Below are 21174 nucleotides of genomic sequence, written 5' to 3'. Positions count from 1 at the left end.
CCCGGCCGCTCGCCTCTGCACAAACCACGAGGAGAGAAGTGCCAGGAAAGCTACGAGTACATGAGCTCGCGAAAGAGCTCGGTATCAAGAGCAAAGACCTACTCGCCACGCTCAAAGAGCAGGGCGAATTTGTAAAGACCGCATCGTCGACAATCGAGCCGCCGGTGATCAAGAAGATGCGCGCGCACTACGCAGCGCAGAACGCCGACTCCGGCGCCGAGGCCGACAAGCCCGCCGAGAAGCCCGCGAAGCCGGCTGCGGCGGCATCGACAAGCGCCGCGAAGCCCGGTGCAAAGCCTGCCGCCAAGCCAGGTGCAAAGCCGGCTGCCAAGCCAGGCGCTAACCAGAAGGCCGCGGACAAGCCCGCTGACACGGCTGCCGAGAAGGCTCCGAAGCCGGCTGCGGCGGCGTCGACAAGCGCCAAGAAGCCCGGTGCAAAGCCTGCCGCCAAGTCCGGTGCAAAGCCGGCTGCGAAGCCTTCGCCGACCCCCGGCGAGGAGAAGCCTGCTGCGGCGGAGAAGCCGGCTGCCAGCGGCGCTCCCAAGCCCAGCTTCCAGGCTGCGCAGGACGCACAGAACGACACCAAGGGCGGCGAGGACGCAGCTGCGCAGCAAAAGCCTGCTGCCGACTCCGCTATGCCGAAGCCGCGTCCGCGCCCCAAGCCCGGCCCGAAGCCGGGTGGCCGTGCGCCGCGCGTAGCCAATAATCCATTCTCCACGGGCACGAACGCCCCGGCTCCGCGCCCGGGTGGACACCGTGGTGGCCAGGGCCAGCAGGGTCAGGGCCAGGGTGGCGGCAAGCCCGGTGCAAAGCCGGGAGCCAAGCCGGGTCGTGGAAAGCCCCGCGGCCAGCAGCAGGGCGGTCAGGAGCGTCAGGGTGGCGGTCGCCGCCCCACCCCGGCGATGATGCCGAACCACCCGAGCCCCGGTCAGATGCCTTCGCGTTCCGCTGCGGGTAACCGCGGTGGCGGCCGTGGCCGTGGCGGCCATGGTGGTCCCGGTGGTCCCGGTGGTCCCGGTGGTTTCCGCGGACGCGGTGGCCGTCGCGGCGGTACCGCAGGCGCGTTCGGTCGTCCCGGTGGCGCACCGCGCAAGGGCCGCAAGTCGAAGCGGCAGAAGCGCAATGAGTACGAGGCAATGAAGGCACCGAACGTCGTTGGTGGCGTGCGGTTGCCCGATGGCGGCGGCAAGACCCTGCGTCTGGCCCGCGGCGCCTCGCTGTCCGACTTCGCCGAGAAGATCGGTGCCGATGCGTCCTCGCTGGTGCAGGCATTGTTCAACCTAGGCGAGATCGTGACCGCTACGGCCTCTGTCTCCGATGAGACTCTGCAGCTGCTGGGTGAGGAGATCAACTACAAGGTTGAGGTCGTCTCCCCGGAGGATGAGGACCGTGAGCTTCTCGAGTCTTTCGACTTGCAGTTCGGTGAGGACGAGGGCGATGATTCCCTGCTGGAGAAGCGCCCACCGGTGGTCACCGTCATGGGTCACGTCGACCACGGTAAGACCCGCCTGTTGGACACGATCCGTCAGTCCAATGAAGCCCGTCGTGAGGCCGGTGGCATCACCCAGGGCATCGGCGCCTACCAGGTCGATGTTGAGGCCGAGGGCCAGGATCGCACGGTGACCTTGCTGGATACCCCGGGTCACGAGGCGTTCACCGCCATGCGTGCTCGTGGTGCTAGCTCCACCGATATCGCCATTCTGGTGGTTGCTGCGGATGACGGCGTGATGCCCCAGACCGTGGAGGCCATCAACCACGCCAAGGCTGCTGATGTGCCGATCGTGGTTGCCGTGAACAAGATCGATAAGCCGGGCGCAAACCCGGAGAAGATCCGCGGCCAGCTCACCGAATACGGTTTGGTTCCGGAAGACTACGGCGGAGAGACCATGTTCGTGGACATCTCCGCGAAGCAGGCCACCAATATTGACGGACTGCTCGAGGCCGTGCTGCTCACCGCAGACGCCTCCCTGGAGCTCACCGCGAACCCGAACATGGATGCCCAGGGTGTGGCCATCGAGGCGCACCTGGACCGCGGCCGCGGCCCGGTGGCTACCGTGATCGTGCAGCGCGGTACCCTCCGCGTGGGCGATTCCATCGTGGCTGGCGACGCCTATGGTCGTGTGCGCCGCATGGTGGACGAGTACGGCAACGACGTGGAAGAGGCCGGTCCGTCTCGCCCCGTGCAGGTGCAGGGTTTGAACTCTGTGCCCGGTGCCGGCGATAACCTGCTGGTGGTCGATGATGACCGCATGGCACGTCAGATCGCTGACCGCCGTAACGCCCGTCGTCGTAATGCCATGCAGGCCCGTGCGAAGAAGCGCATCTCCCTCGAGGATCTGGATGCGGTGCTGAAGGAAACCAACACCCTCAACCTGATCCTGAAGGGCGACAACGCCGGTTCGGTGGAGGCTCTGGAAGACGCCCTGCTGAAGATCGAGGTGGACGACGAAGTCCAGCTGGAGATCATCGACCGCGGTGTGGGTGCTGTCACCCAGACCAACGTGTCGCTGGCTGCCGCGTCCAACGCCGTGATCATCGCCTTCAACGTGCGTTCCGAAGGCAAGGCCACCGAGGAAGCCAACGCCGAAGGCGTGGACATCCGCTACTACACCGTCATCTACCGTGCTCTGGAAGAGGTGGAGGCAGCCCTACGCGGCATGCTCAAGCCGATCTACGAGGAGCGCGAGGTCGGTCGTGCGGAGATCCGCCAGCTGTTCAAGGCATCCTCCGTGGGCCTCATCGCAGGCTGCATGGTGGAATCCGGCAAGGTGCGTCGCAACGCCAAGGTGCGCCTGATCCGCGACGGCAACGTGGTGACCGACAAGGCCACCATCGAGTCGCTGCGCCGCGAGAAGGACGATGTCACCGAGGTCGCCGCCGGCTACGAGTGCGGTATGGTGCTGTCCTACCCGGACATCCAGGTCGATGACATCATCGAGGTATTCGAAGAGGTCGAGGTGCCCCGCACCTAAGATCCCGCTTACTCGCCACCGGTGAGTATGCGCCGTACACAGCCCTGTCGCTTTCTTTGGCGGCAGGGCTGTTGGCGTGCCGCCGCTCGTCGTCACGGTGTCCAGGCGGCACGATAGAATAACGGGGTCTCCCGCCACCGCCGCATCGCAAGGCGGAGCGGGAAACATACACAACGAAGAAAGGGAGTAATCACCATGGCTGATAAGCAACGCGCCGGCCGGATGGCGAAGCGAATTCTCACGATTGTTGCTGACTCGATTGAATTCCGCATCAAGGATCCGCGGCTGCAGTATGTCACCATCACCGATTGCCGCATGACCGGCGATCTGCACGACGTCACGGTGTTTTACACGGTCCGTGGCGCCACCATCGACACCGAGCCGGATCACGAGGAGGCTGCCGCCGCCCTCGAGAGCGCCCGCGGCCAGCTGCGCAAATACGTCGGCGATGCCCTGAGCGTGCGTTTTACCCCGCGTCTGTCCTTCGAGCTCGACACGGTACCTGAGGCGAGCGCCCACCTGGAGGCGCTATTGGCCAAGGCCCGCCAGCGCGACGAGGAGCTGCACAAGCTCTCCGAGGGCAAAAACTATGCTGGTGGCGAGAACCCCTACCGCGAGGCCGAGGAGTAAAAGGTGTCCTCCCCGCGCCCGCGCTTATCGACGCCACCTCCCGCCACCACATCTGCTGCCGCGATGCTCAGCCCAGCCCGGTTGGGTGTGCGCGATAGTGACTTCCGCGTCCAGGACCTGGATGCAGCGATCGCTGCACTGCGCTCTGCTCGATCCGTGGCCGTGGTGGGGCATGTGCGCCCGGATGCCGATGCCGTTGGTTCGGTGTCTGCACTCATGCAGCTGGCCGAGGCTTTAGGGGCGCGGGCGCGCGGCTATATTGACCACCTCGGCGGGGTAGCGCGCAACCTCAGCAGCATTCCGCGGTGCGCGGATATCTCTTGGGAGGGGCCTATCGCCGCGGATTCGGACTGCGTGGTGGTCGTCGATTGCGGCGATCTGCACCGTGCCGGCCGCTATGCCGAGCAGATCGCTGCCGGCGACTGGGCGCGGGTCATGATAGATCACCACGAGCATAACCCTGGGGTGCAGGGCGTGAACCTTATTGCTCCCCGAGCCGATTCCACCACCGCCGTGATCTGGCTTCTCGCCCAGCGGGCGGGTGTGGAACTCAACGAGTCGCTGGCCCATGCCCTCTATGCGGGGCTGGTCACCGATACTGGGGGTTTCGCGTGGAGTGGCAACGAGGATGCCACCTCGCGGCTGCTGCTCGCCGCCGCGCTGGCCGAAAGTGGGATCGATACGGGAACGATCACCGCGGATCTCATGGATCGCTCCACCGTGGCAGAAACCCAGATGCTCGGCAGGCTGCTGGCGGGGGTTGAGGCCGTGGACACTCCGCTGGGTCGGGCCGCCATTCTCATCGCACCCTATGCGCAGCTGAGTACGGTTCCGCCCTTCGTGGCGGAACGCGCTGTGACGCTGCTGCACGCCCTCGAGGATGCTGCGGTGTGTGTGGTGGCCAAAGAACAACAGCCCGGCAGATGGAACCTCTCTCTGCGCTCGGAGCAGATTGATGTGGCTGCGCTGGCGCGCCGTCACGGCGGCGGAGGCCACATCCACGCCGCTGGGCTGAGCATGACCGGCACCGAAGAAGATTGTTGGACGCTGATGAAGGATTATCTACTGCAGTGAGCCTGGACTCCACCGATTCCCCCGAATGCACCGACTCCACCCGCGCCGCGGCAGGGGAGGATGCCCCGGCTGACGCCGAGGAGCATGAACGCCTCGCCGCCGCAGGCAAGGTGAGTATCCGTACAGTGTTGGCGCTGGCGCTGCCCGCCCTGGGCGTGCTCGCCGCGACACCGCTGTACTTGCTGCTCGATACCGCGGTCGTGGGCCGGCTGGGCAAAACCGAATTGGCCGCGCTCGGCGCCGCCACCACGCTCTTTTCCGTGGTCACCACCCAGCTGACCTTCCTCTCTTATGGCACCACCGCCCGCGCCGCCCGGCTCTATGGGGCGGGAAAAAAGAAGGAAGCGGTCGCTGAAGGGGTACAGGCCACCTGGGTGGCGCTGCTGGTCGGCTCGGCGCTGGCCGCCATCATGTTCTTCGGCTCCCCCTGGTTTACGCTCTGGCTCTCGAGCAGCGAGTCGGTGGCCGCCGAGGCCACGCTCTGGCTACGCATCGCTAGCTTCGGTATCCCGCTGCTATTAATCACCATGGCCGGCAATGGGTGGCTGCGCGGCATCCAGAACACCACCGCGCCGCTCTGGTTCACCCTCACCGGCGTGATCCCCGCCGCGATTCTCGTGCCGATATTGGTCCACGCCTATGGCTTCGTGGGCTCGGCGTGGGCCAATCTCACCGGTTTGGCGCTCACCTCCGCCTGCTTCCTGCTCGCCCTGGTTCGCTCCCACGAGGGCTCTTGGGCGCTGCGCCCGCAGGTAATCCGGCACCAGCTGGTGCTGGGGCGAGATCTCATTATTCGCTCCTTGTCCTTCCAGGTGGCGTTTCTCTCCGCCGCTGGGGTCGCCGCCCGCTTCGGCGAGGCCTCCCTCGCCGCGCACCAGGTGATGATGCAGCTGTGGAACTTCCTCACCCTGGTTCTCGACTCGCTGGCGATCGCCGCCCAAACCCTGACCGGCGCCGCCCTCGGCATGGGCTCGGTCTACCGAGCTAGGGGAGTGGGGCGGCTGGTGGTGCTGTACTCCACCGCTGTGGCCGCAGTATTGGCGGGGCTCTTTGCGCTCGGATTCCGCTTCATTCCGCGGCTATTCACCCAGGACGCCAGCGTGCTTGCCGCCATGGAATGGCCGTGGTGGATTCTGATCCTCATGATTATCGGCGGCGGTGTGGTCTTCGCGCTCGACGGGGTGCTGCTGGGTGCCGCCGATGCGGTGTATTTGCGCAATGCCACCATCGCCTCTGTGGTGCTGGGCTTTTTGCCAGGCGTGTGGCTCTCGCTGTTTTTCGAGGCCGGACTCACCGGCGTGTGGTGCGGGCTCTTGGCCTTCATCTTCATCCGCATGGTCGCTGTGCTCTGGCGTTTCACGTCCATGAAGTGGGCCAATAACGCCGTATAGTGTGGGGATACAAGCGACCCCGAGTGAGTAGCGATCCGGTGCGGAGAAAGGCGATGGTGCGGCAATGACCACCCTGTGGGCTGTCTCGGATCTGCACGCCGCGGTCAAAGCCAATGCGGAGATGATCGCGCGCATCCAGCCCACGAGTCCCAGCGACTGGCTCATCGTCGGCGGGGATGTGGCCGAACGCACCCCCGATATTCTGGCTGTCCTTGAGCAGCTCAAGGAGCGCTTTGAAGAGGTGATCTGGGCGCCAGGTAATCACGAGCTGTTTTGCCGCTCGACCGATGCCGTGGTGGGCCGCGAGAAATACGCCGAGCTGGTGGCCGGCTGCCGCGCCCGCGATATTTTCACCCCCGAGGATCCCTATCCCGTCTTCGCCGGTCGCACCATCGCGCCGCTTTTTACGCTCTACGATTACACCTTCCGCCAGCCGGGGCTCACCGCCGAGGAGGCGGTGCAGCGCGCCCGGGACAATCAGGTGATGCTCACCGATGAGTTCGCCATTGCCCCCTTCGTGGATATCCGCGCGTGGTGCTGGGACCGATTGGCCTACTCGGTTAAAAGACTCAGCCGCGTCACCGGCCCCACCATCTTGATCAATCACTGGCCGCTGGTGATCGAGCCGCTCAACCAGGTGGCCTGGCCGGAGATCTCACTGTGGTGCGGCACGATCCATACCCGCACCTGGCCGGTGCGTTATCGCGCGGAGAAGGTGATCTACGGTCACCTGCACCTGCCTGGGGAAACGGTGGTCGACGGCATCCCTCATATCGAAACCTCGCTGGGATATCCGCGCGAGTGGAAAAACCGTCCCGCCAGCGCGCCGTGGCCCTATCCGGTGCTGGAGGTGGACGCGGATGCAATGTAGCCCCGATCTCTTCCCCGCGGCCGCCCAATTTTGTTCCATGCAAGTGGATCGCAGCAGCGCCGATCTGAGCCGATACCACGAGCTCCACCCCCTCGAGCAGGCCTTGGTGGCGCACGCCGTGACGGTACGGAAGGCGGAGTTCGGTGATGCGCGCTGGTGCGCCCACCAAGCGCTGAAGAAGCTCGGGCGCGACTCTGGGGCGCCGATCCTGCGCGGCGAGCGCGGCGTGCCCTTGTGGCCGGCGGCGGTCTCTGGATCTATGACGCATACCGATGGGCTGCGCGCTGCGGTGGTGGCGCCGCGGCTGGTGGTGAAGTCCATGGGCCTTGATGCCGAACCCGCAGCGTCTTTGCCGCGGGGAGTACTCAGCTCCATCGCCCGCCCTAGTGAGCTACCCCAACTCGATGAGCTGGAATCCCAAGGCATTCCCTGTGCCGACCGTCTGCTCTTTTGCGCCAAGGAGGCCACGTATAAGGCGTGGTTTCCGCTGACGCATCGCTGGCTCGACTTCGATCAAGCTGAGATCGATGTGCGCAGCGATGGCACCTTCATCTCCTATCTCCTGGCCCGCCCCACGCCGGTGCCCTTCATGACGGGCCGCTGGGAGATCCGCGAGGGCTTTATTATCGCCGCCATCGCCGTGGTCTAGCTGCAAACGAGCTGCGCTAGAGGGTCGAGGGGCGGGCGACGAATACCGTCGATAAGCGCGAGCCCTTTTCTTTGAGTAGGGCAACTGCGCGACCATCCGGGGCCATTGCCGCGTGCACGCCGCTGATCCCGCGCGGGGTGAGCCATTTCCCCATGCTCACATCCCGCGCCTCCGCTGCACTCAGCGGCAGCGGGGGAAAGCTCACGGCCATGGCCTGGTCCAGGCTCAAGGACAGCTCGGGCTTATCCTCGAGCTGGTCCAGGGTGCGGGCGTGGTCGAGGGTGAAGGGGCCAACAGCGCTGCGACGCAGTGTCGTGAGGTGGCCACCCACGCCGAGTCCGGCCCCGAGGTCGCGGGCGAGGGAGCGGATATAGGTACCCGAGGAGCAGTGCACCGAGCAGCGGATATCCACCCAGCTATCGTGGCGCTCGATGGAATGAACCGCGAAAGAGTAGATAGTGACGCGTCGTTCAGGAATCTCTACGTCGATTCCCTCCCGCACTAGCTCGTGGGCGCGGCGGCCATTGATCTTGATCGCCGAGACGGAGGAGGGGCGCTGCATAATCTCCCCGCGAAGTTGCGCGATACCGTCGTGAATCTGTTCATCGCTGATAGCGGAGGCATCGTGCTGGGTGAGAATATCGCCCTCGGCGTCATCGGTGGTGGTAGAGGCGCCTAAGCGGATGGTGGCGGCATAGGTTTTGGTGTCCGCCACGAGATGCGCGAGGAATTTGGTGCCGCGTTCAATACCGGCCACCAACACCCCAGTAGCCATCGGGTCAAGAGTGCCGGCATGGCCTACTTTGCGGGTGCCGAAGATCCGCCGCAGTCGGCCCACCACATCGTGGGAGGTCATGCCCTGAGGCTTGTCCACCACGACCAGCCCCGAGGTGGCGAGGGGGTCTGCGGCGGCGGCCAGCTGAGCGGGGGAGGGGATCTTCTCTTGGGGGAAAGACATGCGTATTAGCCTATGCCGTACCCTATACACTTGTGAATATTTGGCATGGTCTGGATAACGTCCCCGCACAGCTCGACGCCTCCGTGGTCACCATCGGAGTTTTTGATGGCATTCACAGCGGACATCAAACCTTGCTCCGCCGCGCCGCTGCTCTTGCCGGGGAGAACGGCGTGCCCTCTGTGCTCGTGACCTTTGATCCGCATCCGCTGGCCGTGGTGCGCCCAGATAAGATGCCGCCGTTGCTCGGCACTGTGTATGACCGTGCCGAGATCGCAGCAGCGCTGAATATCGACCATCTGCTGGCGCTGCGTTTCGACGCCTCCCTCGCGCACCTGTCGCCAGAGGAGTTTTTCACCACCGTGCTCGTCGACAAGCTCGGCGCGAAGGCCGTGGTGGTAGGGGAGAACTTCACCTTTGGCCATAAGGCCGCCGGCACCACCGACACGCTGCGCGAGCTCGGGGAGAAATACGGCGTCGAGGTGGCGGTCTTGCCTCTCTTAAATGAAGCGGGTCTGCCGATCTCCTCCACCCGTATCCGCGGGATGCTCGAGCGCGGCGAGATTCGCGAGGCCAACGCGGCGTTGACTCGCCCCTTCGCGGTACAGGGCGAGGTAGTACGCGGTGCCGGTCGCGGCGGCAGGGAACTGGGATTTCCCACCGCGAATCTCTACTTCCCGCCCAGCCAAGCCCTGCCTGGCGATGGCGTCTATGCCGGGTATTTCACCGTGCTGGACTCCACTCCCACTCCCGGTGATATGCGGTGCGGGGTGCGCTACCCCGCGGCGATCTCGGTGGGAAATAACCCCACCTTCGAGGATCCGCGCCGCAGCGTTGAAACGTTCGTGCTCGACCGCGAGGCGGATCTCTACGGCCATCAGGTGCGGGTGGAGTTTGTGGAGTTTGTGCGCGGCATGGAGAAATTCAACGGTGTTGAGGACCTGCTCGCTGCCATTCGTTCGGACGTGGCCGCCACCCGTGCAATTGTTTCCGAACCTATCGACTGCTAAAATTTCTCGGGTTGGTTGTGACTGTGGTCTGCAACAGTCACGCCCACCGGCTTCCTACTGGGAGGGCGGTGCCTGTTTTTACTGCGGACTGAAATATTTTTGGAGGATCCCCTCATGGCATTGGATACCGCAAAGAAGAAAGAAATCCTGAACGAGTACGGTCTGCACGAGACCGATACCGGTTCTCCCGAGGCTCAGGTTGCCCTGCTCACCTACCGCATCCGCAACCTCACCGAGCACCTGAAGAGCCACAAGCACGATCACCACTCCCGTCGTGGTCTGCTGCTGCTCGTTGGTCGTCGTAAGGGTCTGCTGCAGTACCTGCAGCGCACCAACATCGATCGCTACCGTGACCTGATCTCTCGTCTGGGGCTGCGTCGCTAAGCGTCGTGTATCTGAGGCGATTGCCGCCTCATCTCACCACCTCTCGTCCTCTGCGTCGAGACGGTGGTGTTTTTTATGCGCCGTGTGCTGCGGAACTGCTAGACTAAGTCACCGTTATAGACACCCACTCAGGCGGCACCGATGACCGCCTCCATTTTTAGTTATAAGAGGAGTTCGCAAGCACACATGCGCGACGTATTCGTTAATAAAGACACCGACTTCGGAATCATCGAAGCAGTTGCCACCATCGATAATGGCGACTTCGGTACCCGCGAGATCCGGCTCGAAACAGGACAGCTTGCCCGCCAAGCTGATGGTTCCGTGACCGCGTATCTCGATGAAGAAACCATGATGCTGGCCACCTCCACCGCATCCAATCAGCCGCGTGAAGGTTTCGACTTCTTCCCGCTGACCGTGGATGTGGAAGAGCGCATGTACGCCGCAGGTCGCATCCCCGGTTCCTTCTTCCGTCGTGAGGGCCGCCCCTCCACCGAGGCCATCTTGGCCTGCCGTCTGATTGACCGGCCGCTGCGCCCGACCTTCGTCAAGGGCCTGCGCAATGAGGTACAGATTGTGGTCACCGTGCTGTCGGTGAACCCGCAGGATATGTACGACGTGGTGGCTATCAACGCCGCTTCTGCTGCCACCCAGCTCTCCGGTCTGCCGGTCTCCGGTGCCGTGGGCGGCGTGCGTATGGCTCTCGTTGTGGACGAGGACCATCCCAAGGGCCAATGGGTGGCATTCCCCACCCATGAGCAGCACAACTCCGCTGTGTTCGAGTTGGTGGTTGCTGGCCGTCGCGTCACCCGCAAGCAGGGACGCAAGAATGTCGACGATGTGGCCGTGATGATGGTGGAAGCCGGCGCCACGGAGAACGTGGTCGAGCGCATCAACGATGGTGCTCCGGCCCCCACCGAGCAGGTTGTGGCCGAGGGCCTCGAGGCCGCCAAGCCCTTCATTGACGTTCTCTGCCGCGCCCAGGAGGCGCTGGCGAAGGAGACCGCCAAGGACACCCAGGAGTTCCCGCTCTTCCCGCCGTACTCCGAGGAGATCTTCGAGGCCGTGGAGAAGAAGGCCGCCAAGAAGCTCAACAAGCTGCTCACCATCTCCGGTAAGCAGGAGCGCGACGAGGCCACCAATGAGCACATGGAAGAGATCGAGGAGCAGCTGAGCGAGCGCTTCGAGGATCAGGAGAAGGAGATCCGCGCCGCCTATAACGCGGTGATGAAGCAGATCGTGCGCCAGCGCATCCTGGCCGAGCACTTCCGCATCGATGGCCGCGATGTCACCGACATCCGTGACCTCAGCGTGGAGGTGGATCTGATCCCGCGCGCCCATGGCTCCGCCCTCTTCGAGCGTGGCGAAACCCAGATCCTCGGCGTGACCACTCTGGACATGCTGAAGATGGAGCAGCAGATCGATTCGCTGACTCCCACCACCTCCAAGCGCTATATCCACCACTACAACTTCCCGCCCTATTCCACCGGCGAGACCGGTCGCGTGGGCTCCCCGAAGCGCCGCGAGATCGGCCACGGTGCGCTGGCTGAGCGTGCCCTGATCCCGGTGATCCCCTCCCGCGAGGATTTCCCCTACACCATCCGTCAGGTCTCCGAGGCACTCGGCTCCAACGGCTCGACCTCCATGGGCTCGGTGTGTGCGTCCACGCTCTCGTTGCTCAACGCTGGTGTGCCCTTGAAGGCACCCGTCGCGGGTATCGCCATGGGGCTGGTCTCCGGCGAGGTTAAGGGCTCCACCGAGTATGTGGCACTCACCGATATCCTCGGTGCCGAGGATGCCTTCGGCGATATGGACTTCAAGGTGGCCGGCACCGCCGACTTCGTCACCGCGCTGCAGCTCGACACCAAGCTGGATGGTATTCCTTCCACTGTGCTTGCCGACGCCCTCTCCCAGGCTCGCGACGCGCGCTTGACCATCCTCGACACGATGGCCGATGTGATCGACGAGCCCGATGAGATGAGCGATTACGCACCGCGTATCACCTCTGTGAAGGTGCCGCAGTCCAAGATCGGCGAGATCATCGGGCCGAAGGGCAAGACGATTAACTCGATCACCGAGGACACCGGTGCAGACGTCTCCATCGAGGAAGACGGTACGGTGTTTATCTCCGCCACCTCCGGTGAGGCCGCGGAGCAGGCGATTGAGAAGATCAACGCCATTGCGAACCCGCAGCTGCCCAAGGTGGGCGAGCGCTACCTCGGCACCGTGGTCAAAACCACCCCCTTCGGTGCTTTCGTTTCTCTGCTGCCGGGCCGTGACGGTCTGGTGCACATCTCGAAACTCGGTGGCAAGAAGCGTATCGAGAAGGTTGAGGACGAAGTCAATGTGGGCGACAAGCTCCAGGTGGAGATCGCCGATATCGACAATCGCGGCAAGATCTCTTTGATCCCCGTCGAGGAGAGCTAGTCTCTTATCCGCGCGCCCGACTCTCGGGTGTGTAGTACTGCCAGCAACGCCCCGCAGAACGCCCAAGTGTGTTCTGTGGGGCGTTGCGTATGTCTGCCCGCTGGAGGCGGAGAATAGGCGTTCATAAGACCAGTAATCGAGAGGATATAACCACGCCCGAGTGGCTGCACTCTCTGATCGTTACCCCAAGCAACCCCACATGAGGGATGTGGAGAATTTGTGGCTGTGAGCTTAGCCACGAACTGGTCAGGTAGGTCGTCTGATGTTGGGTTTGATGTGCGTAAATGTCTCCCTTATCGTGCAGGTCAGGGCTTATAAGAAGGTGTGAGAATGGAACATGGGCTCTCAGATGGCCGTGAACTAATGGTGTTCATTTCGATAAAAGTGGGCGTAACATGAGTGCAGAAGCACACATACTCACAGGCTGTTGATTATTACCTGAGCCTGTAGGGGTGTGTGGTACCTCATAGCTAGTGGGGCGGTGGAGCAGCAACGCTTCCCGCACAATGCACGGAAAGGGGCGCGCACTCATGACCACCCGCGATATCACCCTCAAAGCCGGCGACTACACCGCAACGATCACCACACGAGGTGGGGGAGTGCGCACCCTGAGCTATCGAGGCGCTCCCTTGCTCATCGGGTACGAGGCGGGTGCAGATGCACCGATGAATGCCGGCAATATTTTGAGCCCCTGGCCCAACCGAGTGGATGGCGGAGTCTTCATTTTCCACGGCACCACCCATGAATTGGAGATCACCGAACCGCAGCGCAACAACGCTATTCATGGTTTCGTGCATTACCAAGAGTGGCAGTGTGTGGACAGCTCCGAGGCTTCCGTGACACTCGAGCTGCACGATGGCCACCACCAAGGCTGGCCTTGGGCGCTGCACCACAGCGTTACCTGGAGCCTTGATGAGGCCACGGGATTGAGCTGTGCGTATCGAGTGCGCAATGCCAGTGATGAGACTGTGCCCGTAGCCGTGGGCTTCCACCCGTATATCACCGCCCACGGCGCGCCGCTGGATGAATGCGAGCTCACTCTTCCCTGTGGCAGCTATCTGCCTTTGGAAACGACCCGCAATCTGCCCGCGGGACCGATGACGGCCACCACCCATCTCGGTGTTAACGAGGATGTGGCCACGGGGATAGCGATGGATGGGGTGTTCTTTGATCACTGCTTCAGCGTCGACAAGCCTCAGCAGCCCTCTGCCTATGAAGTCACCCTGCGGCATCGCGACAGCGATACATCCGTGGTGCTGCGTTCGGATATGCGCACCCCGTGGCTGCAGGTCTTTACGGCTGATCCCGCCTATGACTGCGGTTATCCCGGAGTGGGGCGGGCTCTGGCGGTCGAACCGATGTCGGCACCGGTCAATGCTTTCCGCTCCCATGGGGCGGCGGAGCTAGATCCCGAAGAAAGCCTGAGTATCAACTTCTCCATCGCCGCAGGCTAGAAGCTCTTTAACTAAATATAGACACTCATAACCAAGCAGGCTTTGCGGAAGAATGCTCGCGGAGCCACAAACCAACCCAAGGAGAAAGCAACATGATCGTCGCTGAATCCGCGCTCCGGCTTGACGCCACGTGGGTCGATTACGCGATCGTCGCGTTATATTTCGTCTTCGTTCTCGGAATCGGCTGGGCCGCCCGCTCGAAGGTGTCGAGCTCCATCGACTTCTTCCTCTCGGGCCGTTCGCTACCTGCGTGGGTGACTGGCCTCGCCTTCATCTCCGCTAACCTGGGAGCCGTCGAGATCGTGGGCATGTCTGCCAACGGTGTGCAGTATGGCTTCCAAACCATGCACTACTTCTGGATCGGCGCTGTGCCGGCCATGGTGTTCCTCGGCATCGTGATGATGCCCTTCTACTACGGCTCCAAGGTGCGTTCGGTGCCCGAGTTCATGCTGCGGCGTTTCGGCCCCGGCGCACACTTGGTTAACGCCATCTCCTTCGCCGTGGCGCAGCTGCTCATTGCCGGTATTAACCTGCTGCTGCTGGCCAAGGTGGTCAACTCCCTGCTGGGCTGGCCGCTGATCGTCACCCTCATTATCGCTGCGGTGATCGTGCTCAGCTACATCACCCTCGGTGGTCTCTCGGCAGCTATTTACAATGAGGTGCTGCAGTTCTTCGTGATCATCGCCGCACTGCTGCCGCTGACCCTGATTGGTCTACACAACATCGGTGGCTGGCAGGGTCTGAAGGACGCTGTGGAAAACGAAAGCCACTTCCACACCTGGCCGGGTACGGAGATCTCCGGTTTTGATAACCCGGTGATCTCGGTGATCGGTTTGACCTTCGGCTTGGGCTTCGTGCTCTCCTTCGGTTACTGGACCACCAACTTCGTGGAGGTGCAGCGCTCCATGGCTGCTGATTCACTTTCCTCGGCTCGTAAGACCCCGATCATTGGTGCCTTCCCGAAGATGTTCGTTCCCTTCGTGGTGGTTGTGCCCGGCATGATCGCTGGTGCCACCGTCACCCCGATTATGAACGGCAGCGCTGAGCCGAATGACGCAATGCTTTATCTGATGCGTGATTTGCTGCCCAATGGTTTGCTCGGTGTGGCGCTGGCAGGTCTGCTCGCCGCGTTCATGGCCGGTATGGCTGCCAATATCTCTGCCTTCAACACCGTGATGAGCTATGACATCTGGCAGGGCTATGTGGTCAAAGATAAGCAGGATGATTACTACACCAAGGTCGGCCGTATGGCCACCGTGCTGGCTACCCTCATCGCTGTGTTCACCGCGTTGATCGCCGAGAACTTCGGCAACGTGATGGACTACCTGCAGACTCTGTTCGGCTTCTTCAACGCCCCGCTGTTCGCCACCTTCATCCTCGGTATGTTCTGGAAGCGCATGACCCCGACCGCCGGCTGGGTGGGCCTGGTCTTGGGTACCCTCTCCGCCATGGCCTACTGGGCCATCGCCACCTTCTCCTCGGTGGAATCGGGCTTCTTCAACCTGCCCGGTCAGGGCACCGCGTTCGTGGCTGCCTCCATCGCCTTCATCGTGGACATCACCTTCTCCATCGTGGTCTCCTTGATGACGAAGCCGAAGCCGGATCATGAGCTGGTTGGTTTTGTTAAGTCGGTGACCCCGAAGGAGAACCTCACCGACGCTGCTGAGGCCAGCCTGCCGTGGTACAACCGCACGGTGCCGCTCGGTATCCTCTGCATGGTTCTCGTGATCGCGCTCAACGTGATCTTCGCCTAGCACTAGATCAAGGAAGGAGTAATAACCATGGCTAAGAAAGATACCCACAAGGCTGGCGCCTTCGATATTCGCAACGTCATCGGCGGCCTCATCGGCCTCTACGCTGTGATCCTCTTGGGTTCCTGGCTGCTCTTGGATCCCGGTGTGGATCCCTCTACCGGTGTGGCCAAGGACGCCACCTATAACCTGTGGACCGGCCTTATGATGGCTGTTGTGGCCATCGTCTTCTTCGCGTGGGCGAAGATGCGTCCGATCATCGTCCCCGATGACATCGAGGACATTAAGTAATACTGCACGCCGCGAGGGGCGATCGTCCCTCGCGGTACAGTCCGGGGCTAATGGTGTGTCCAGCTGCCCCGGCTGGACATCCTGCCGCGACGCGTCAGTTGCGAGCCGTGGCAGGGCACACCACACACGCTTTTCTTTTACATAACTTCATCATCTCCCTCTCAGAGCAGGCTCACGGGAGTGGCTTTGAGCGTCGTCGAATTCTTCGTTTAAGGAAGTGAATGTTTCATGGCAATGCCAGACGAGACTGCGAGGAGCGTCTCCGACTCCGCGTCCCCCGAGGTGGCTATCACCCGCACCCGTCTCGCCGATGGTCGCGAGCTCATCTACTTTGATGACGAGCCGGACTATGTCTCGGGGAAAGCTACTCGCGAGCTGCACGATAGCCGCGAGCTGCCCCCTGCGAGCACGGTCTCGGAGATGCGCCGTGATCCCTTGACCGGCGAATGGGTGGTTTTTGCCGCCCACCGCATGAATCGCACCTTCATGCCGCCGGCCAATGAAAATCCCTTGGCGCCCACCACCCCTGGAGAGATCCCCACCGAGATCCCAGCCAATGACTACAACGTGGTGGTCTTCGAAAACCGCTTCCCCTCGCTGTCGCTGCACATCCCCGAGGATGTGGACTTTTCCGGCTATGTCGATGGCAACGAACTCTATCCTCGCGGTGCCGCCCAAGCCCGCTGCGAGGTGGTGTGCTTTACTCCCGAGCCCAGCAAGTCCTTCAAGGACCTCGGCTTTACCCGCGCCCGCACCGTGGTGGAAGCATGGGCACACCGCACGAAGGAGCTCTCGGAGATCGAGGGCGTGCGCATCGTATTCCCCTTCGAAAACCGCGGTAAGGAAATCGGAGTCACGCTGCAGCACCCGCACGGCCAGATCTACTCCTATCCCTATCTGCCGAAGCGCGCCCAAGCGGTGCTGACGCAGGCAAAGGCCTATGAGGACAGCAAGGGGGGCTCGCTTTTCGACGCGATTATCAGCGCCGAGCAGGACAGTGGCCGCCGCGTACTCATCGACGGTGAGCACTTCATCGCCTTCGTGCCCGCCGCCGCAGAATGGCCGGTGGAGGTCATGGTGATGGCCAAGCGCGCCGAGGCCTATGACTTCGCCTGCCTCAACGATGCGGAAAAGGATGAGCTCACGCGCATCTATCTGCGCCTGTTGGGGGCAGTGGACAACTTCTTTGACGGAGTGGAGAAAACCCCGTACATCGCAGGCTGGAACCAGGCACCGATCGGCGAGGACCGCCGCTATGGCCGCCTGTACCTGCAGCTATTTTCCATGATGCGTTCCCCGAACCGTATGAAGTTCCTGGCCGGCTCCGAATCCGGCATGGGGGCGTGGATCTCGGACACCACCCCTGAACGCATTGCCGATCGTTTCCGAGAGATTCTTGAGGCAGGGGAGAAGTAAATGACACAGAGCGTCCAGTGGATGGACACCCTCGAGGCTCCGCAGGGCATTGAGCGCGCCAAGGAGCACTTCCGCGAGATCTTCGACGCCGATCCGAGCGTGGTCGTGGCGGCGCCGGGTCGCGTCAACCTCATCGGGGAGCACGTCGACTACGCCGGCGGCATCAGCGTGCCCTTCGCGCTGCACAACCGCGCCTATATTGCGGCCGCGGCGCGCCCCGACGATGTGCTGCGCGTCAGCTCCGTTGGCGCCGATCCCGCGGTGGTGGAGTGCCGGATCGACGAGGTCGGTCCAAAGCATCCCGACAACTGGGCCGGCTATGTCATCGGTGCGGTCTGGGCCGCCATCGAGGCGGGCATTCTGCCGGAGCAGGGCATGGATCTGGCCATGGTCTCCGATGTTCCGCTTGGTGCTGGCCTGTCCAGCTCCGCGGCAATCGAATGCTCCGCCATCACCGCCGCCATGGCCCTGGCGGGCATGGAGATGACCCCGCGTCGTCGCCGCCGTCTCGTCGAGTGCGCCATGCGCGCAGAAAACGAGGTCGTTGGTGCCTCTACCGGCGGTATGGACCAGCGCATTTCCCTGCTTGCCCAGGAAGATAATGCCCTGGCTATCGACTTCCTCGACAACTCCGAGCAGCTGGTGCCTTTTGATGTCGGTGCCGCCGGCTACACCCTGGTGGTGTGCAATACCAACGCCCCGCACTCGCTGGCCGATGGTCAATACGCCTCGCGCCGCGCCGTGATCGACGGGGTCACCGCCCACGCCCACGTTGCGACCCTCCGCGAGGTCGAGGATCCTTTCACCGTCGCCCAGCAGTGGGCGGCACAGAATGTGCCCGAGGGCAGCACGGAGGAAGAATGGCAGGAAGTAGTGCACCGTCGGGTGCGGCACGTCATCAGCGAGATCGAGCGCACCTCCGAGGCTGTGCAGATGCTTGTCGACGGCAACCTGCAGGGCTTTGGCGAGCACATGTGGGCCTCCCACGCCTCGCTGCGGGACGACTATGAAGTCTCCACCGAGGAGCTCGACCTCGTGGTGGATACCGCCCGCGAGTTCGGCGCCCTCGGCGCCCGCATGACCGGTGGTGGATTCGGCGGCTCGGCCATCGCGCTGATCGATATTCGCACCGCAACCGAACTGGTTGAGGCCATCAACGAGCGCGCCGCGGAGCGCGGCTACCCGCAGCCAGAGTTCCTGCTCGCCATGCCGAGCTGGGGCGCACGCATTGTGGAGAGCGCGCACGGTAGGTTCTCCCACACATAACAGGGACGCTTGCCTAGACTGGTGGGGTAGATTAACCCACCAGTCTTTTAGCTATCTCAAGGAGCAGGGAAGAACATCATGGCAGAATCCACCATTGCAGTTGGCGTCCTCGGAGCGAAGGGCCGGGTGGGCCAGGCGGTTGTAGCGGGCGTGGAAGCCAGCGAGGATCTGCGCCTGGTCGCGGCACTCGATCGGGGCGATAGTCTAGACGCGCTCGTCGAATCGGGAGCCGAGGTAGTGGTGGATTTCACCACCCCGGACGTGGTGATGGACAATCTCGAGTTCATGATCTCCCACAATATTTCCGCAGTGGTGGGAACAACCGGCTTCACCGCCGAGCGCCTCGAGACCGTGCGTGGCTGGCTGGAAAACTCCAGCTCCTCGGTGCTCATTGCCCCGAATTTCGCCATCTCGGCGGTGCTCACCATGCAATTCGCCCGCCAGGCCGCGCGCTTCTTCGAGTCGGCCGAGGTGATTGAGATGCACCACCCGAACAAGCTGGACGCGCCCTCGGGTACCGCAGTCCACACTGCGGAGGGCATCGCCGAGGCCCGCCGCGAGGCCGGTATGGACAGCCAACCGGATGCCACCACCCAGTCCCTCGAGGGGGCACGCGGCGCCGATGTGCAGGGAGTGCCGGTGCACGCCGTGCGCATGAGCGGCACCGTGGCCCACGAGACCGTGATCTTCGGTACCCAGGGCCAGTCGCTGACCATCAAGCAAGACTCCTATGATCGCACCTCCTTTATTCCCGGGGTGCTCGTGGGCGTGCGTAACTATGCCCAGCACCCCGGGCTCACTGTGGGACTGGAGCACTACCTCGGGCTCTAAGTGGCGATAGCAGCCAGGGATGCGTCGATAAGCGAAAAAGAAAGTACGGTAGAGGTGGCAACACATAAGGATTTATCGGTGCAGCTGGTGGCCTGCACCTCGTTTCAGGCGCCGAGCGATATCGACTGGAGCACCGATGCAGAAGGGGCCGAGGCGCTCGTGGAGTTCGCCGGGCGGGCCTGCTACGAGAGCTTCGATAAGCCGAATCCACGCACCGCGAGCAACGCGGCCTATATTCGCCACATTATCGATGTGGGGCATACCGCGCTGCTCGAGCACGCCCAAGCCACGATGTATATTCGCGCCATCTCGCGGGCCTGCACCCACGAGCTTGTGCGTCACCGCATGTTCTCCTTTTCGCAGCTCTCGCAGCGTTTCGTGCACCCCGACCAAGCCACGGTGGTGGTGCCGAGCGCGATCGACCGCGACCCCGAATTGCGGCGGCTGTTTGATCGGGCGATGGATGAATCCCGTTTCGCCTATGATGAGCTGCTCGCCGCTTTAGAGGAGAAACTCGCCGACGAACCGAATGCCCTGCTGCGCAAGAAGCAGGCCCGGCAAGCAGCGCGCGCGGTGCTGCCCAATGCCACCGAATCGCGCATCGTGATGACCGGTAATTTCCGGGCGTGGCGACACTTCATCGCCACCCGCGCCACCGAGCACGCCGATGAGGAGATGCGAACCGTGGCCGTGCGCTGCCTCGAATTGCTCAAGGACGCCGCCCCGGTGGTTTTTGGTGATTTCGATATCGCCATCCTCAGCGATGGTTCGCCCATGGCGTCGAGTCCCTATGTGGGCGTGTCCTAAAATGGAGACGCTTGGGGCAGGCGATATACTCCCTTTTTCCGCCGCGGAAGCAGACACCATCCCGACACACAGAGAGTAGCTAGATACAGCATGAACACTGGATTTGCCGAGAAAAACGGAACCGATGTCTTCGGTACCGTGGGCGTAGCGATGATCACCCCCTTCGATGAGGACAATCGCCTCGACGTGGCTACCGGACGAAAGCTCGCGGCTCATCTGACGTCGCGGGGCGTGGATGCGCTCATCCTGGGCGGTACCACCGGCGAATCGCCCACCACGACGCAGGCAGAAAAAATCACCTTTATTAAAGAAATCCGCGCCGAGGTGGGCGACGATATCGCCATTGTGGCCGGGGCCTCCACCAATAACACGGCCGCCTCGCAGGAGCTGGCGCGCGCCTCTCGGGATGCCGGCGCGGACGCACTTCTGCTGGTCACGCCGTATTATTCGAAGCCCTGCCAAGAGGGTGTGTACCAGCATTTCCGCGCGATCGCCGATAGCACCGATGCGCCGGTGTGCATCTATGACATCCCCGGTCGGTCTGCGATTCCTGTGGAGTCTGATACTATGAGGCGTCTAGCCGAGCACGAGAAGGTTCAGGCTGTCAAGGACGCCAAGGGCGACCTCGTTGGGGCTACCACTCTGATCGCCGAAACCGGTCTGGCATGGTACTCGGGCGATGATCCCCTCAACCTTCCGTGGCTCTCCCTTGGAGCCAGCGGTTTTATCTCCGTGATCGGGCACGTTGCACCGCAACAGCTCCGTGACTTGTACACCGCCTTCGATGAAGGCGATCTTGTACGCGCCCGCGAGATCAACGCAACGCTCGCGCCCCTTGTCGCCGCTCAAGGCCGATTGGGTGGCGTCTCCATGGCTAAGGCAGCATTACAGCTGCAAGGAATTAACGTGGGAGCTCCGCGTCTGCCGCAAATACCCGCGAATGACGACGACATGACCGAGCTCCGAAATAATCTAGAACAAGCTGGAGTCTTATAAAT

At 62.7% G+C, this 21174-nt stretch carries 18 protein-coding genes; 17 read left to right on the top strand and 1 reads right to left on the bottom strand.

What is annotated here, in order from left to right:
• Positions 1-38 precede the first annotated feature (38 nt).
• The 6 genes from infB (at position 39) to GBB11_RS01605 (ending at position 7587) form a co-directional block, all read left to right on the top strand.
• Positions 39-2972: a translation initiation factor IF-2 gene (gene infB / locus GBB11_RS01630; RefSeq protein ID WP_151548771.1), complete on the top strand. Its 2934-nt coding sequence runs from the start codon at positions 39-41 to the stop codon at positions 2970-2972.
• 195 nt (positions 2973-3167) lie between these two features.
• Positions 3168-3602: a 30S ribosome-binding factor RbfA gene (gene rbfA / locus GBB11_RS01625; RefSeq protein ID WP_151548770.1), complete on the top strand. Its 435-nt coding sequence runs from the start codon at positions 3168-3170 to the stop codon at positions 3600-3602.
• A 3-nt stretch (positions 3603-3605) separates the two neighbouring features.
• On the top strand, positions 3606-4676 hold the full coding sequence (locus GBB11_RS01620; protein ID WP_151548769.1) for a bifunctional oligoribonuclease/PAP phosphatase NrnA: 1071 nt from the start codon (positions 3606-3608) through the stop codon (positions 4674-4676).
• Positions 4677-4786: 110 nt separating this feature from the next.
• A complete protein-coding gene (locus GBB11_RS01615; protein WP_225979114.1) occupies positions 4787-6067 on the top strand; it encodes an MATE family efflux transporter in 1281 nt (426 codons plus the stop codon).
• 64 nt (positions 6068-6131) lie between these two features.
• Positions 6132-6938: a metallophosphoesterase gene (locus GBB11_RS01610; protein ID WP_151548767.1), complete on the top strand. Its 807-nt coding sequence runs from the start codon at positions 6132-6134 to the stop codon at positions 6936-6938.
• Positions 6928-7587 (top strand): 4'-phosphopantetheinyl transferase, encoded by a 660-nt coding sequence (locus GBB11_RS01605; RefSeq protein WP_151548766.1) that lies wholly within the window; start codon positions 6928-6930, stop codon positions 7585-7587. The genes GBB11_RS01610 and GBB11_RS01605 overlap by 11 nt, the downstream gene beginning before the upstream one ends.
• 16 nt (positions 7588-7603) lie before the next feature.
• Here the strand turns inward: GBB11_RS01605 and truB are convergent, their stop codons facing one another.
• The gene (gene truB, locus GBB11_RS01600) at positions 7604-8545 is read right to left on the bottom strand and encodes a tRNA pseudouridine(55) synthase TruB (protein ID WP_151548765.1); all 942 of its coding nucleotides are present in this window, start codon (positions 8543-8545) and stop codon (positions 7604-7606) included.
• Between the two features lie 32 nt (positions 8546-8577).
• On the opposite strand from truB, the gene GBB11_RS01595 reads away from it, so the two are divergent.
• The 11 genes from GBB11_RS01595 to dapA all read left to right on the top strand — a co-directional run bounded on the left by GBB11_RS01595 (position 8578) and on the right by dapA (position 21172).
• Positions 8578-9552, top strand: coding sequence for a bifunctional riboflavin kinase/FAD synthetase (locus GBB11_RS01595; protein WP_151548764.1), 975 nt, complete (start codon positions 8578-8580; stop codon positions 9550-9552).
• 114 nt (positions 9553-9666) lie between these two features.
• Positions 9667-9936: a 30S ribosomal protein S15 gene (gene rpsO, locus GBB11_RS01590; RefSeq protein ID WP_151528566.1), complete on the top strand. Its 270-nt coding sequence runs from the start codon at positions 9667-9669 to the stop codon at positions 9934-9936.
• 186 nt (positions 9937-10122) lie between these two features.
• The gene (locus GBB11_RS01585; RefSeq protein WP_151548763.1) at positions 10123-12360 is read left to right on the top strand and encodes a polyribonucleotide nucleotidyltransferase; all 2238 of its coding nucleotides are present in this window, start codon (positions 10123-10125) and stop codon (positions 12358-12360) included.
• A 530-nt stretch (positions 12361-12890) separates the two neighbouring features.
• Complete coding sequence (locus GBB11_RS01580) at positions 12891-13814, top strand: aldose epimerase (protein WP_192795865.1); 924 nt, start codon at positions 12891-12893, stop codon at positions 13812-13814.
• 92 nt (positions 13815-13906) lie between these two features.
• Positions 13907-15568 carry a sodium:solute symporter family protein gene (locus GBB11_RS01575; protein ID WP_151548761.1) on the top strand — a complete coding sequence of 554 codons (1662 nt, stop codon included), beginning with the start codon at positions 13907-13909 and terminating at the stop codon, positions 15566-15568.
• Positions 15569-15595: 27 nt separating this feature from the next.
• Positions 15596-15856 carry a cell wall anchor protein gene (locus GBB11_RS01570; RefSeq protein ID WP_151548760.1) on the top strand — a complete coding sequence of 87 codons (261 nt, stop codon included), beginning with the start codon at positions 15596-15598 and terminating at the stop codon, positions 15854-15856.
• Positions 15857-16084: 228 nt separating this feature from the next.
• Entirely contained in the window at positions 16085-17272 is a 1188-nt protein-coding gene (galT, locus tag GBB11_RS01565) for a galactose-1-phosphate uridylyltransferase (protein WP_151548759.1), read from the top strand.
• The gene (gene galK / locus GBB11_RS01560; RefSeq protein ID WP_151548758.1) at positions 17273-18538 is read left to right on the top strand and encodes a galactokinase; all 1266 of its coding nucleotides are present in this window, start codon (positions 17273-17275) and stop codon (positions 18536-18538) included.
• A gap of 78 nt (positions 18539-18616) precedes the next feature.
• A complete protein-coding gene (gene dapB, locus GBB11_RS01555; RefSeq protein WP_151548757.1) occupies positions 18617-19369 on the top strand; it encodes a 4-hydroxy-tetrahydrodipicolinate reductase in 753 nt (250 codons plus the stop codon).
• A 54-nt stretch (positions 19370-19423) separates the two neighbouring features.
• Positions 19424-20176 carry an FAD-dependent thymidylate synthase gene (gene thyX, locus GBB11_RS01550; protein ID WP_151548756.1) on the top strand — a complete coding sequence of 251 codons (753 nt, stop codon included), beginning with the start codon at positions 19424-19426 and terminating at the stop codon, positions 20174-20176.
• Between the two features lie 90 nt (positions 20177-20266).
• Positions 20267-21172: a 4-hydroxy-tetrahydrodipicolinate synthase gene (gene dapA, locus GBB11_RS01545; RefSeq protein ID WP_151548755.1), complete on the top strand. Its 906-nt coding sequence runs from the start codon at positions 20267-20269 to the stop codon at positions 21170-21172.
• The last annotated feature ends 2 nt before the right edge of the window (positions 21173-21174 follow it).

Source organism: Corynebacterium sp. 74A (assembly GCF_008930665.1).
Lineage (GTDB): Bacteria > Actinomycetota > Actinomycetes > Mycobacteriales > Mycobacteriaceae > Corynebacterium > Corynebacterium megadyptis.
The sequence above is the reverse complement of the archived record's forward strand: the minus strand, read 5'-3'. Positions and strand labels throughout refer to the sequence as shown.

Coding starts and splice junctions, on each gene's coding strand:
- rbfA (WP_151548770.1), top strand. CDS start 3,168: ATGGCTGATAAGCAACGCGCCGGCCGGATGGCGAAGCGAATTCTCACG.
- GBB11_RS01610 (WP_151548767.1), top strand. CDS start 6,132: ATGACCACCCTGTGGGCTGTCTCGGATCTGCACGCCGCGGTCAAAGCC.
- GBB11_RS01605 (WP_151548766.1), top strand. CDS start 6,928: ATGCAATGTAGCCCCGATCTCTTCCCCGCGGCCGCCCAATTTTGTTCC.
- truB (WP_151548765.1), bottom strand. CDS start 8,545: ATGTCTTTCCCCCAAGAGAAGATCCCCTCCCCCGCTCAGCTGGCCGCC.
- rpsO (WP_151528566.1), top strand. CDS start 9,667: ATGGCATTGGATACCGCAAAGAAGAAAGAAATCCTGAACGAGTACGGT.
- GBB11_RS01585 (WP_151548763.1), top strand. CDS start 10,123: ATGCGCGACGTATTCGTTAATAAAGACACCGACTTCGGAATCATCGAA.
- GBB11_RS01580 (WP_192795865.1), top strand. CDS start 12,891: ATGACCACCCGCGATATCACCCTCAAAGCCGGCGACTACACCGCAACG.
- GBB11_RS01575 (WP_151548761.1), top strand. CDS start 13,907: ATGATCGTCGCTGAATCCGCGCTCCGGCTTGACGCCACGTGGGTCGAT.
- GBB11_RS01570 (WP_151548760.1), top strand. CDS start 15,596: ATGGCTAAGAAAGATACCCACAAGGCTGGCGCCTTCGATATTCGCAAC.
- galT (WP_151548759.1), top strand. CDS start 16,085: ATGGCAATGCCAGACGAGACTGCGAGGAGCGTCTCCGACTCCGCGTCC.
- galK (WP_151548758.1), top strand. CDS start 17,273: ATGACACAGAGCGTCCAGTGGATGGACACCCTCGAGGCTCCGCAGGGC.
- dapB (WP_151548757.1), top strand. CDS start 18,617: ATGGCAGAATCCACCATTGCAGTTGGCGTCCTCGGAGCGAAGGGCCGG.
- dapA (WP_151548755.1), top strand. CDS start 20,267: ATGAACACTGGATTTGCCGAGAAAAACGGAACCGATGTCTTCGGTACC.